Consider the following 12,358-nt stretch of genomic DNA (forward strand, 5'->3'; position numbering starts at 1 on the left):
GGGGCCGGTCCCGCCGGCCCGGGGCGGCTTTTTTTTCTTTCAGAGGATCGGCATGCTCGCTTCCTTCAGCACCCGCAGCACGAAGTGCGACTTGCTGTGCCGGATGCCGGGGATCTTGTAGAGCTTCTCGCGCAGCAGCCGCTCGTAGTCGCGCGTGTCGCGCACCGCGATGCGGATGTAGTAGTCGTAGTCGCCCGAGACCAGGTAGGCCTCCTGGATCTCGGGGATGGTGGCCAGGGTGCGGCCGAAGTCGTAGAGCGTCTCGTCGGTGTGGCTCTCGAGCGTGACCTGCACGATCACCGAGTCCTGGTAGCCGAGCTTGGCCGGATCGATGTCGACCGTGTAGCGCTTGATCACGCCCTGTGCCTCGAGCTTCTTGATGCGCGTCCAGCAGCTGGTGGGCGAGAGGCCGACCTCGGCGCTGATGTCCTGCAGGGTCTTGCGCGAATCGAGCAGCAGCACCCGGAGGATCGCCATGTCGATCTTGTCGAAAAGTCCTTCGTCATCTTGCGAGGATTTGCGATTGATTTTCATGTTTGAGGCCTGAATATCCAAAAATCAGAAGCAAATTCTGCCTCAAACCCGGAAGAATTGACGGCATGAGACTGCTCGACCTCCCCAACGACCTCGCCCTGACGCTGGATGCCGAAAATCTTTCGGACATCGGCGCGGCCACCGATCTGCCCCTCGATGCCGCGCTCGCCATCGACACCGCGCCGCGCGTGCGCAACGGCGCCGAGGCGCTGCTCGACACGCTGGTGGCCTGCGGCGTCGACACCCTCTTCGGCTACCCGGGCGGCGCCGCGCTGCCGCTGTACGACGCGCTGCACGGCGAGCCGCGGCTGCGCCACGTGCTGGTGCGCCACGAGCAGGCGGCCGTGCACGCGGCCGAGGGCTATGCGCGCACCACGGGCCGCGTGGGCGTGGTGCTGGTCACCTCGGGCCCGGGCGTGGGCAACACCATCTCGGGCCTGCTCGACGCGATCAGCGATTCGGTGCCGCTCCTGTGCATCAGCGGCCAGGTGTCGACCGCGGTGATCGGCACGCAGGCCTTCCAGGAAAGCGATGCGCTGGGCATGTCGCGCCCGGTGACCAAGTGGAACCACCAGGTGCGCACGCCCGACGAGGTGCCGACGATGGTGCGGCGCGCGCTCGAGATCGCGGCCGCGGGCCGGCCGGGCCCGGTGCTGCTCGACGTGCCGAAGGACGTGCAGCTCGCGCTGCCGGGGCAGGGCGCGCCGGTGCCCGTGCCGCGCCCGCTGCGCACGCACCGCTCGCCGGTGCCGCCGCGCGCCTGCATGCAGCGCGCGGCCGACCTGATCTCGACCGCGCGCCGGCCGGTGCTCTATGGCGGCGGCGGCCTCATCAATGCCGGCCCCGCGGCCTGCGAGGCCTTCACGCAGCTGGTGCGGCGGCTGCATGCGCCGTGCACGCTCACGCTGATGGGGCTGGGCGCGTTCCCGGCCTCGGACCCGGCCTTCCTCGGCATGCTCGGCATGCACGGCACGCTCGAGGCCAACCTCGCGATGCACGAGGCCGACCTCGTGGTCTGCGTGGGCGCGCGCTTCGACGACCGCGTGACCGGCAAGCTCGACCGCTTCTGCCCGCATGCACGCAAGATCCACATCGACATCGACCCGAGCAGCATCAACAAGGTGGTGCAGGTCGACGTGCCGATGGTGGGCGACTGCGCCGCCGTGCTCGAGGCGCTGCTCGCGCTGCTGCCCGAGCGCTTCGAGGCCGCGCGGCTCGCGCCCTGGTGGCAGCGCATCGAGCGCTGGCGCGCCGAGGACTGCCTGGGCTTCGCGCCGCGCGCCGACGCGATCCTGCCGCAACGCCTCATGGCCTCGCTGCAGCAGGCGATCGCCGACACGGGGCGCGACACCATCGTCTCGACCGACGTGGGCCAGCACCAGATGTGGGCCGCGCAGTACCTGCGCTTCGACCGGCCGCGCCGCTGGCTCACCTCGGGCGGCGCCGGCACCATGGGCTACGGCCTGCCCGCGGCGATCGGCGCGCAGGTGGCGCATCCCGAGGCGCTGGCCGTGTGCGTGAGCGGCGATGCCTCGGTGCTGATGAACATCCAGGAGCTCTCGACCGCGGTGCAGCACCGCGCGGCGGTCAAGCTGGTGCTGTGCAACAACGGCTACATGGGCATGGTGCGCCAGTGGCAGGAGCTCAACCACGGCAACCGCCTGAGCCACAGCTGGAACGAGGCGCTGCCCGATTTCGTGGCGCTGGCCAAGGCCTTCGGCTGGGGCGCGCGGCGCGTGAGCGATCCCGCCGAGCTGCCCGCGGCGCTGGCCGAATGCCTGGCGAGCGAGGGGCCGTTCTTCCTCGACGTGCAGGTGGCGGCGCAGGAGAACTGCTTTCCGATGATGCCGGCCGGCGCGGCGCACAACGAGGTGATGCTGGCCAAGGACCGTTGGTACGAACAGAAGGAGGCCTGAGCCCACGATCCTCCGCGCTGCGCTATCTTCCCCAACGCGCGCCGCTTACCCGCGGCGCGTGTTCCGCCCGCAGGCCGCTTACCGGTGGCCGAACGGGCATCTCTCGCGACTCTTACCGGAGCCTTCTCTCATGTCCCACGATCTCGCCAGCGTCTCGCTGGACGACAAGTACACCTCCACGTCCGGCCGCGTCTACCTGAGCGGCATCCAGGCGCTGGTGCGCCTCATGCTCGTGCAGCGATGGCGCGACCAGGCCAACGGCCTCAACACTGCAGGCTTCGTTTCCGGCTACCGCGGCTCGCCGCTCGGCGGGCTCGACGAGGCGCTGTGGAAGGCGCAGCCGCATCTCGATGCCAACCACGTCAAGTTCCTGCCCGGCGTGAACGAGGAACTGGCGGCCACCGCCGTCTGGGGCACGCAGCAGGTGCACCTGACCGGCGAGAGCGCGGTCGATGGCGTGTTCGCCATGTGGTACGGCAAGGCGCCCGGCGTGGACCGCTGCGGCGACGTCTTCAAGCACATGAGCCACGCGGGCACCTCGCCCCATGGCGGCGTGCTGCTGGTGGCGGGCGACGACCACGGCGCCTATTCGTCGACGCTGCCGAACCAGAGCGACCACCTGTTCGCGGCCTCGATGATCCCGATGCTCTATCCGCAGAGCGTGGAGGAGTACATCGAGCTGGGCCTGCACGGCTTCGCGATGTCGCGCTTCGCCGGGCTGCCCGTGGGCTTCAAGGCGCTGGCCGACACGGTGGAGTCGTCGGGCTCGATCCCGGCCGACGCGCAGAACGTGCGCACCCTGCTGCCCGAGGACTTCGTGGCGCCCGCGGGCGGCATGCATGCGCGGCTGTCGACCGACACGCTGGGCGTGCAGGCGCGCAAGCAGGAGGCGCTGATGCAGGACGCGAAGATCTACGCGGCCATCGCCTATGCGCGCGCCAACCGGCTCAACCGCGTGACCATCGACGCGCCCTCGGCGCGGCTGGGCATCGTGGCCTCGGGCAAGTCGTACCGCGACGCGCTGGAGGCGCTCGAGGAACTGGGCATCGACGCGGCCGAGGCGGCGCGCATCGGCATCCGCGTGTTCAAGGTGGCGATGCCCTGGCCGCTGGAGCCCGACTCGATCCGCGAGTTCGCCGACGGGCTCGACGAGATCCTGGTGATCGAGGAGAAGCGCCAGATCGTCGAGTACCAGCTCAAGGAGCATCTCTACAACTGGCGCGAGGACGTGCGCCCGCGCGTGATCGGCAAGTTCGACGAGCGCGGCGAATGGGGCGCGCATCCGCGCGGCCAGTGGCTGCTGCCGGCCACGGCCGACTTCTCGGTGGCGCAGATCGCGCGCGTGATCGCCGCGCGGGTGGCGCGCTTCCACACCAGCGACATGATCCGCACGCGGCTGGCGATCCTCGACGCCAAGGACGTGGTGCTCGGCAAGGCCGTGGCCACGCCGGCGCGGCAGGCCTGGTACTGCTCGGGCTGCCCGCACAACACCTCGACCAAGGTGCCCGAGGGCAGCCTGGCGCTGGCCGGCATCGGCTGCCACGTGATGGCGACCGCGATCTATCCCGAGCACAACCGCACGACGACCCACATGGGCGGCGAGGGCGCGCCCTGGCTCGGCCAGGCCTGGTTCTCGAAGCGCCACCACGTGTTCGCCAACCTCGGCGACGGCACCTACTACCACTCGGGCTCGATGGCGATCCGCGCCGCCGTGGCCGCGGGCGTGAACATCACCTACAAGATCCTCTACAACGACGCGGTGGCGATGACCGGCGGCCAGCCCGTCGACGGGCCGGTGAGCGTGCCGCGCATCGCGCACCAGGTGGCGGCCGAGGGCGTGCGCCGCATCGCGCTGGTGGCCGAGGACCCGACGCGCTGGCGCGACCGCTCGCCGCTGCCGGCCGATGGCGGCGGCTTCGTCCTCACCGTCCACCACCGCGACGAGATGGACGCGGTGCAGCGCACGCTGCGCGACTACGAGGGCGTGTCGGTGCTGATCTACGACCAGGTCTGCGCGGCCGAGAAGCGCCGGCGCCGCAAGAAGGGCGAGTTCCCGCAGGCCTCGCACCGGGTGTTCATCAACGAGGCCGTGTGCGAGGGCTGCGGCGACTGCGGCGAACAGTCGAACTGCACCTCGCTGCTGCCGCAGCCCACGCCCCATGGCCTGAAGCGCCGCGTGGACCAGAGCGCGTGCAACGCCGACTACTCGTGCGTCAAGGGCTTCTGCCCGAGCTTCGTGAGCGTGGAAGGCGTGAAGCCGCGGCGCATCGAGCCGGTGGCCGCGCGCGGCGCCGAGGCCGATGCGGCGCTGCCCGAGCCGCCCGTGCATGCGATCGAGGGCATGCACAACATCCTGATCACCGGCATCGGCGGCACCGGCGTCATCACCATCGGCGCGCTGATCGGCATGGCCGCGCACCTCGAGGGCCAGGCTGCGAGCGTGCTCGACATGACGGGCATGTCGCAGAAGAACGGCTCGGTGACCTCGCACGTGCGGCTGGCGCGCGACGCGGCGCAGCTCAAGGCGCAGCGCATTCCCACCGGCGAGGCCGACCTGGTGCTGGGCTGCGACATGCTGACCGCGGGCGCGCCCGACGCCATCGCCAAGATGCGCCCGGGCCGCAGCTATGCGCTGGTGAACACCTTCGAACAGCCGACCGGCCATTTCGCGCAGGACCCCGACTGGACCTTCCCGGCCGGCCAGGTGCGTGCGCTGATCGAGGAGTCGGTGGCCGGCAAGGCCGACTTCATCGACGCCACGGGCCTCGCGACCCGGCTCATGGGCGACGCCATCGCGGCCAACCTGTTCCTGTTGGGCTTCGCGTTCCAGAAGGGCTGCGTGCCGCTGAGTTCGGCCGCGCTGCTGCGCGCGATCGAGATCAACGGCGTGGCCGTGAAGGCCAACCAGCAGGCCTTCCACTGGGGCCGGCGCGCCGCGCTCGACCTCGCGGCCGTGGCGCGCGAGGCCTCGCCCGCGCAGCCGGTGGCGCTGCAGCTGCCGCAGGGGCTCGATGCCTTGCTCGCGGACCGCACGGCCTTCCTCACGGCCTACCAGGACGCGGCCTATGCGCGGCGCTTCTCGGACTTCGTGGCGCGGGTGCGTGCCGTGGAGCAGGCCCGCGGCCGCGGTGATCGCTTCACGCGCGCGGTGGCGGCCAACCTGTTCAAGCTGATGGCCTACAAGGACGAGTACGAGGTCGCGCGCCTGTACACCGACGGCGCCTTCATGAAGAAGCTGCAGCAGGAATTCGAGGGCACGCCCAAGCTGCGCTTCCACCTCGCGCCGCCGATCCTGGGCCAGCGCGATGCGCAGGCCCGGCCGGTCAAGCGCGCCTTCGGGCCGTGGATGCTGCAGGGCTTCCGCGTGCTGGCCGCGCTGCGCCGGCTGCGCGGCACGGCCTTCGATCCCTTCGGCCGCACCGAGGAGCGCCGGACGGAGCGCCGCCTGATCGAGGAGTACCGCGCGGGCATCGAGGACATCCTCGCGCGCTGGGACGAGGTCGATGCCGAGACGGCGCTGGCGCTCGCGAAGCTGCCCGAGCAGATCCGCGGCTACGGCCATGTGAAGGAGGCGAGCATCGCCGCCGCGCAGGTGAGGCGCGATGCGTTGCGTTCGCGCCTCGTGGCGCCGCGCGCCGAAGCGGACCCGGTGGCGCGCGAGGCGGTGCCGGCCTGAGGAGGAAGGGCGAGGGCGATTCCGGAATCACCTGTTTTGGACAGGGTGATCCGGAATCGCTAGACTCGCCCGCCATGGCCCGACCCAAAGCCTTCGACCGCAACGCCGCGCTGCAGGGCGCGATCGCCGTGTTCTGCGACCACGGCTACGACGGCACCTCGACCGAGATGCTGCTCGCCGCCATGGGCATCAGCCGCCAGAGCATGTACGACACCTTCGGCGACAAGCGCAGGCTCTATCTCGAGGCGCTGCAGCAGTACGCCGTGGGCCATGTGTCGCAGCACATCCGCGCGCTGCATGGCGCGGCCTCGCCGAGCGCGGGGCTAGCGGCCATGCTCGACGGCATGGCGACGCATTTCGGCGCGCAGGGCCAGCCGGGCTGCATGGGCATCGGCGCGGTCTGCGAATTCGGCCGCGGCGATGCCGAGGTGAGCCTGCTGACCGACACCGCGGGCCGCATGCTGCAGTCGGCCATCGAGGGCCGCATCGGCGAGGCCCAGACCGCGGGCGAGATCGATGCCGCGCTTGCGCCGCGCGCGGCCGCGCAGTTCCTGATGGCCACGCTGTCGGGGCTCAAGCTCTCGGGACGCGGCGGTGCTTCGGTCGAGGACCTGCGCGACATCGCGCGCATGGCGATGCGCGGCCTGCGTTGAATGCGTGTGTGCGCGCCCGGTTTCGGGTGCGCTTTTTTTGCTCTATTCTGGATCGATCGATCCGTTAAAAAAGGAAGTCGACATGACGAAATCTCTCTCCGGCAAGGCCGCCCTCGTGATCGGCGGCTCGCGCGGCATCGGTGCGGCCATCGTGCGGCGGCTCGTGAACGATGGCGCGGCCGTGGCCTTCACCTATGCGTCGTCGGACGCGGCGGCGCAGGCGCTCGTGGCCGAGATCGAAGGGCAGGGCGGCCGCGCGCTCGCGCTGCGCGCCGACAGCGCCGATGCACAGGCCGTGTGGCAGGCGGTCGACGCCGCGGCCGAGGCCTTCGGCGGACTGCACCTGCTGGTGAACAACGCCGGCATCCTGGTGGGCGGCATGGTCGAGGACTACGCGCTCGCCGACTTCGACCGCATGTTCGCGGTCAACGTGCGCTCGACCTTCGTGGCGGTGCAGGCGGCGCTCAAGCACATGGAGCGTGGCGCGCGCATCGTCATCACGGGCAGCGTGGTGGCCGATCGCGTGGGCTTCGCGGGTTCGTCGGTCTATGCGATGACCAAGGGCGCGGTGGCCTCGATGGCGCGCGGCCTCGCGCGCGACCTCGGGCCGCGTGGCATCACGGTGAACGTGGTGCAGCCCGGGCCGACCGATACCGACATGGCGCCGAAGTCGGCCTACGGCGAGCGGCTGGAGCCGCTGATGGCGCTGGGCCGCATGGGGCACGACAGCGAGATCGCGGGCATGGTGGCCTACCTCGCGGGGCCCGACGCCAGCTTCGTCACCGGCGCGGCGCTGACGGTGGACGGCGGCTACCTGGCCTGATCAGGCCGGCGGGCGGGTCGCGCGGTAGCCGCCCGGCGTGGTGCCGAAGCGGTCGCGGAAGGCGCGGCTGAAATGGCTGGGGTCGTTGAAGCCGTTGCGGAACGCGATCTCGGTCACGCTGAGCTGCGCCAGCCGCTCGTTGGCCAGTTCCTCGGCCGCGCGCTCGAGGCGGCGCTCGCGCAGGTAGGCGCCGTACTGCGTCTGCTGCGTGGCGAACAGGCGGTGCACCAGCCGCTTGGAGATGCACAGCTCGCGCGCGATCGCCTCGACCGAGAGCTCGGGGTCGCAGAGGTTGGCCTCGACATAGGCCGCGAGCCGCTGCCAGCGGTCGCGTTCGTGGCGTTTGGCCGCGCCCGCATCGCCGGCCTGCGGCGCGCCGGCCACCGCTTCGCAGTAGATGGCCGCGAGCAGCGAGACGAAGGATTGCTCCGAGAAATAGGCCAGCGCCGGATGCGGCTGCGCCTGCACCGCGAACAGGCGGTCGAGCTGCTGGCGCGCCGATTCGGCCAGCGTGGAGTCGGCCTGGGCCAGCGAAGGTTCGAAGTTGTCGCGCAGGTCGGCATAGATGCCGAAGAAGCGCCCGGCCGGCAGCCGCAGCTGCACCAGCCGGCCCGATTCGTCGAGCGCGCAGGTCGAGGGCAGACGCGTGGTGCGGAACACGATGTCGCCCTTGCGGAAGGGCAGCCGGCGGCCGGCCTGCTCGATCGTGCCCTGGCCGTCGACCGCGATCATCGCGAGCACCTCGCCCGCGCCGTCGTGGCCGGACTGGCCCGCCGCATGGCGCACCTGCATCGGCGTGGAATCGAAGCTGACCGCGATGCCGCCGCCCACGAGCCGGCAGGCCTCGAGGTTCATGCGCGGATGGCTGTGCTGCACGCTGAGTTCGCCAGGGTAGACCAGCGCGTCGAGCGTGGTCGAGTAGCCGCGCAGGTCGCCCGGGTAGAAGGGGCGCAGGTGCGGCGCGAAGCTCAGGTGCGGGGTCGGGTCGTGGTGCATGGTGGGGTGGGAGCCGGGCCGCGTGCATGGTTCGTGCCAAGGGCCCGCGCCCGCAGTCTGGAGGGGGCGCCGCGGCCGCACATCGAGACTTTCCACTAGCGGGCGGGATCGGGGTCCCATCGCATTGGCGCGCTGGATCAATGCGCGTGCGCGCAGGCGCAAGGCCCGGCGCGGCATCGCTTCCTACATTGGCGGCCATCGACCACCGATGAAGGAAAACCGCGTGAACCCCACCGTCACAGACGCCCCCTCCGCCGACGCGCCCCTGAAGCTCGACGGCCTCACCGTCGGCCACTGGAGCGATGCCGAGAAGCTCGCGCTGAGCTGCCGCATCCTCGCGAAGGAGGGCCATTCCGAAACCCTGGCCGGTCAGATCACGGTGCGCCAGGCCGACGGCAGCTTCCTCACCACGCCGCTGGCGCATGCGTTCGGCGAGATCCGCGCGGGCTCGGTGATGCGCATCGACGATTCGCTGCGCGTGCTCGAGGGCCGCGGCGTGCCCAACCCGGCCGTGCGCTTCCACCTCTGGGTGTACCGGCGCCGGCCCGACGTCCACTGCGTGATCCATACCCATCCGCCCTATGTGTCGGCGCTGTCGATGACCGGCGAGCCGCTGCAGGTCGCGCACATGGATGCCACGCCCTTCTTCGACGACTGCGCCTTCCTCGCCGAATGGCCGGGCCTGCCGATCGCCGACGTGGAGGGCGAGATCATCTCGGCCGCGCTCGGCGCCAAGCGCTGCGTGCTGCTGGCCAACCATGGCTTCCTGGCCGCCACCTCGAGCGTGGAGGAGTCGCTTTACCTCTCGGTGCTGATCGAGCGCGCCGCGCGCAACCAGTTGATCGCGCAGAGCGCCTACGGGCGGCTCAAGCTGGTCGATCCGGCGCTGGCACGCGAATCGCACGACTTCCTGCTGCAGCCGAGCATCGTGAAAGCCAGCTTCGCGATGTTCGCGCGGCAGGTCGAGGCCAAGGAGATCTGAGATGAGCGAGGACCTGCATTTCCTGGAACTGACCGAGGTGGCGCAGCGGCTGCGCGAGCGCGCGCTGTCGCCCATCGAGCTGACCGAGCGCATGCTGGCGCGCATCGAGGCTGTCGACCCCGCGCTGCATGCCTATGCGCGCACCATGCCCGAGAGCGCGCGCGCCGAGGCGCGCCGTGCCGAGGAGGAGATTACGCGCGGCGGCTGGCGCGGCCCGCTGCACGGCGTGCCAGTGGCGGTCAAGGACAACTGCCATGCGGCCGGCGTGGTCTGCGCCAACGGCACCGAGGTCTACGCCGACTTCAGGCCCGAGCGTGACTCGACCGTGGTGCGCAAGCTGCGCGAGGCCGGCGCGGTGATCCTCGGCAAGCTGCAGCACACCGAGGGCGCGTTCGCCGAGCACCACCGCAGCATCGTCGCGCCGGTCAATCCGTGGAACGCGGACCAGTGGCCCGGCGCCTCCTCGAGCGGCTCGGGCGTGGGCACGGCCGCGGGCCTGTGCTTCGGCTCGCTGGGCACCGACACGGGCGGATCGATCCGCTTTCCCTGCGCGGCCAACAACCTCACGGGGTTGAAGCCGAGCTGGGGCCGCGTGTCGCGCTTCGGCGTGTTCGAGAACTCGGCCTCGCTCGACCACGTGGGGCCGATGACGCGCAGCGCGGCCGATGCGGCGGCGATGCTCGCCGCGCTGGCCGGTGCCGACGAGGACGATCCCACGGCGCTGCCCGATGCCGTGCCCGACTACCTGGCGCTGTCGGCCCAGGGCGCGGCGGGGCTGCGCATCGGCATCGATGCCGACCACATCGCACGCGACGTCGATGCACCCACGCGCGCCGCGATGCAGGCGGCGCTGGCCACGCTCACCGGGTTGGGCGCCACCTTGCGCGAGGTGCGGCTGCCCGATCCGTCGGAGGTGATCGCAGGCTGGCTGCGCTTCTCGGCCGTGGAGATGGCGGCCGCGCACGAGGCCACGTACCCGGCGCAGAAGGAGCGCTACGGCCCGGTGCTCTCGGGCTTCATCGAGGTGGGCCGCGCGCAGTCGGGCATCGAGCTGCAGAAGCTGCTGATGCAGCGGCTGAACTTTCGCGGCGCGCTGGTCAAGCTGTTCGGCGACATCGACCTGCTCGCGATTCCCGTGACCTGCGACGCCGGCTTCAGCAATGCGCGCATGGCCACGCTGGGCACCGACGAGGGTGACCTGCTCAAGCTGCTGCGCTTCACCGCGCCCTACGACATGAGCGGCCATCCGACGCTGACCTTGCCCTGCGGCTTCACGCCCGAGGGCCATCCGATCGGCTTCCAGCTCGTGGCGGCGCACCTGCAGGAGGCCACGATGCTGCGCGCCGGCCGCGCCTACCAGGGCGCGACCGATTGGCACCGGCGCCATCCGGCATCGATTCAGGACCACAACGAGGAGCTCCCCGCATGAACACCATCGCCACACCGGTGGGCGCCGCCGCGCCCGCAGCCGCCAAGCCGCAGAGCGTCTGGAAGGTCGGCGCCGCCACCATGGCCGGCACCGCCATCGAGGGCTTCGACTTCCTGGCCTACGGCACGGCGGCCGCGCTGGTCTTCAACAAGCTGTTCTTTCCGAACTTCGATCCGGTGACCGGCACGCTGGCGGCCTTCGGCACCTTCGCGAGCGGCATGCTCGCGCGGCCGATCGGCGGCATCGTGTTCGGCCACTACGGCGACCGGCTGGGTCGCAAGGCCATGCTGACGCTGAGCCTCTTGATGATGGGCATCTGCACGGTGCTGATCGGCGTGCTGCCGACCTACGAGTCGATCGGGCTCTGGGCCGCGGTGCTGCTGGTGCTGCTGCGCATCGGCCAGGGGCTGTCCTTCGGCGGCGAACTCGGCGGCGCGATGCTGATGGCGGTCGAGCATGCGCCGCCGCGCTGGCGCTCGCTGGTGGGCAGCATGCCGCAGATGGGCGCGCCGATCGGCGTGCTGCTGTCGTCGGGTGCGTTCGCGCTGGTCACGCAGCTGCCCGAGGACGCCTTCCTGCACTGGGGCTGGCGGCTGCCGTTCCTGGCCAGCGCGCTCTTGATCGCGGTGGGCATCTTCATCCGCACGCGCATCGACGAGTCGCCCGAGTTCGAGGCCGTGAAGGCGCACCGCAAGACCGCCGCGCTGCCGGCGCGCGAAGTGGTGCTGGCGCACTGGCGGCCGCTGCTGCTGACCATCGGCGGCAAGCTGGCCGAGGTCACGCTGATCTACACCCTCCTGGTGTTCTCGATCTCCTACGCGGTCACGCGGCTGGGCTTCTCGCGCGGCGATGCGCTGCATGCGCTGGTGCTGGGTTCGTCGCTGATGGTGCTGACCATTCCGCTGTTCGGCTGGCTGGCCGACCGCGTCGGCGCGCGGCGGCTCTACGTGTTCGGCGGCGCGCTGCTGGCCTTGATGGCGCTGCCGTTGTTCCAGGCCATCGGCAGCGGCTCGCTCACGGCCTACACGGTGGCGATGGTGGTGGCGCTCGCGCTCAACTACCCGCTGATGTTCGCGCCGCAGTCGAACCTCTACGCGGCGCAGTTCCCGGCCGAGCTGCGCTACTCGGGCATCTCGATCGGCATCCAGATGGCGGCCGCGCTCGGCGGCGGGCTGGCGCCGATCATCGCGGCGACGCTGGTGGCGAAGTACGGCAGCATCGTGCCGGTGGGGGCGTATGTGGCGGTGCTGGGGGCGGTGGCGGCGCTGTCGGCGTGGAAGATGCGGCCGGCGGCGAACGAGGGGTGACTCCTTCCCCAACTCCTTCCCCCTCTGGGGGAAGGTCGGGAT

9 protein-coding genes are annotated in these 12,358 nt (G+C 70.9%); 7 read left to right on the forward strand and 2 right to left on the reverse strand.

Features of this window, described 5'->3' with window-relative positions; translation table 11 throughout:
* Positions 1-39: 39 nt before the first annotated feature.
* Complete coding sequence (locus tag AC07RM_RS05180) at positions 40-477, reverse strand: Lrp/AsnC family transcriptional regulator (protein WP_057595424.1); 438 nt, start codon at positions 475-477, stop codon at positions 40-42.
* A 122-nt stretch (positions 478-599) separates the two neighbouring features.
* Between AC07RM_RS05180 and ilvB the strand changes: the two genes are divergently transcribed.
* The 4 genes from ilvB to AC07RM_RS05200 all read left to right on the forward strand — a co-directional run bounded on the left by ilvB (position 600) and on the right by AC07RM_RS05200 (position 7,602).
* Entirely contained in the window at positions 600-2,450 is a 1,851-nt protein-coding gene (gene ilvB, locus AC07RM_RS05185; protein ID WP_495333594.1) for a biosynthetic-type acetolactate synthase large subunit, read from the forward strand.
* 130 nt (positions 2,451-2,580) lie between these two features.
* On the forward strand, positions 2,581-6,126 hold the full coding sequence (locus tag AC07RM_RS05190; RefSeq protein ID WP_495333596.1) for an indolepyruvate ferredoxin oxidoreductase family protein: 3,546 nt from the start codon (positions 2,581-2,583) through the stop codon (positions 6,124-6,126).
* Positions 6,127-6,200: 74 nt separating this feature from the next.
* Positions 6,201-6,779 carry a TetR/AcrR family transcriptional regulator gene (locus AC07RM_RS05195; protein WP_495333598.1) on the forward strand — a complete coding sequence of 193 codons (579 nt, stop codon included), beginning with the start codon at positions 6,201-6,203 and terminating at the stop codon, positions 6,777-6,779.
* Positions 6,780-6,861: 82 nt separating this feature from the next.
* Positions 6,862-7,602 (forward strand): 3-oxoacyl-ACP reductase family protein, encoded by a 741-nt coding sequence (locus tag AC07RM_RS05200; RefSeq protein ID WP_495333600.1) that lies wholly within the window; start codon positions 6,862-6,864, stop codon positions 7,600-7,602.
* Here AC07RM_RS05200 and AC07RM_RS05205 read toward each other — a convergent pair whose 3' ends face one another.
* A complete protein-coding gene (locus tag AC07RM_RS05205; protein WP_489042721.1) occupies positions 7,603-8,598 on the reverse strand; it encodes an AraC family transcriptional regulator in 996 nt (331 codons plus the stop codon).
* A 223-nt stretch (positions 8,599-8,821) separates the two neighbouring features.
* Between AC07RM_RS05205 and AC07RM_RS05210 the strand changes: the two genes are divergently transcribed.
* The 3 genes from AC07RM_RS05210 to AC07RM_RS05220 are packed head-to-tail and all read left to right on the forward strand — an operon-like array spanning position 8,822 to position 12,316.
* Positions 8,822-9,580, forward strand: coding sequence for an aldolase (locus AC07RM_RS05210; protein ID WP_495333602.1), 759 nt, complete (start codon positions 8,822-8,824; stop codon positions 9,578-9,580).
* A 1-nt stretch (position 9,581) separates the two neighbouring features.
* Positions 9,582-11,009 carry an amidase gene (locus AC07RM_RS05215; RefSeq protein ID WP_495333604.1) on the forward strand — a complete coding sequence of 476 codons (1,428 nt, stop codon included), beginning with the start codon at positions 9,582-9,584 and terminating at the stop codon, positions 11,007-11,009.
* On the forward strand, positions 11,006-12,316 hold the full coding sequence (locus AC07RM_RS05220; protein ID WP_495333605.1) for an MFS transporter: 1,311 nt from the start codon (positions 11,006-11,008) through the stop codon (positions 12,314-12,316). The genes AC07RM_RS05215 and AC07RM_RS05220 overlap by 4 nt, the downstream gene beginning before the upstream one ends.
* Positions 12,317-12,358 lie beyond the last annotated feature (42 nt).

This window comes from Variovorax sp. GW821-FHT09B05, assembly GCF_059418265.1.

Excerpts from the sequence above, each read along its gene's own strand:
- AC07RM_RS05220 (WP_495333605.1), top strand. The coding sequence starts at position 11,006 with ATGAACACCATCGCCACACCGGTGGGCGCCGCCGCGCCCGCAGCCGCC.
- AC07RM_RS05215 (WP_495333604.1), top strand. The coding sequence starts at position 9,582 with ATGAGCGAGGACCTGCATTTCCTGGAACTGACCGAGGTGGCGCAGCGG.
- AC07RM_RS05180 (WP_057595424.1), bottom strand. The coding sequence starts at position 477 with ATGGCGATCCTCCGGGTGCTGCTGCTCGATTCGCGCAAGACCCTGCAG.
- AC07RM_RS05200 (WP_495333600.1), top strand. The coding sequence starts at position 6,862 with ATGACGAAATCTCTCTCCGGCAAGGCCGCCCTCGTGATCGGCGGCTCG.
- AC07RM_RS05205 (WP_489042721.1), bottom strand. The coding sequence starts at position 8,598 with ATGCACCACGACCCGACCCCGCACCTGAGCTTCGCGCCGCACCTGCGC.
- AC07RM_RS05195 (WP_495333598.1), top strand. The coding sequence starts at position 6,201 with ATGGCCCGACCCAAAGCCTTCGACCGCAACGCCGCGCTGCAGGGCGCG.
- AC07RM_RS05190 (WP_495333596.1), top strand. The coding sequence starts at position 2,581 with ATGTCCCACGATCTCGCCAGCGTCTCGCTGGACGACAAGTACACCTCC.
- ilvB (WP_495333594.1), top strand. The coding sequence starts at position 600 with ATGAGACTGCTCGACCTCCCCAACGACCTCGCCCTGACGCTGGATGCC.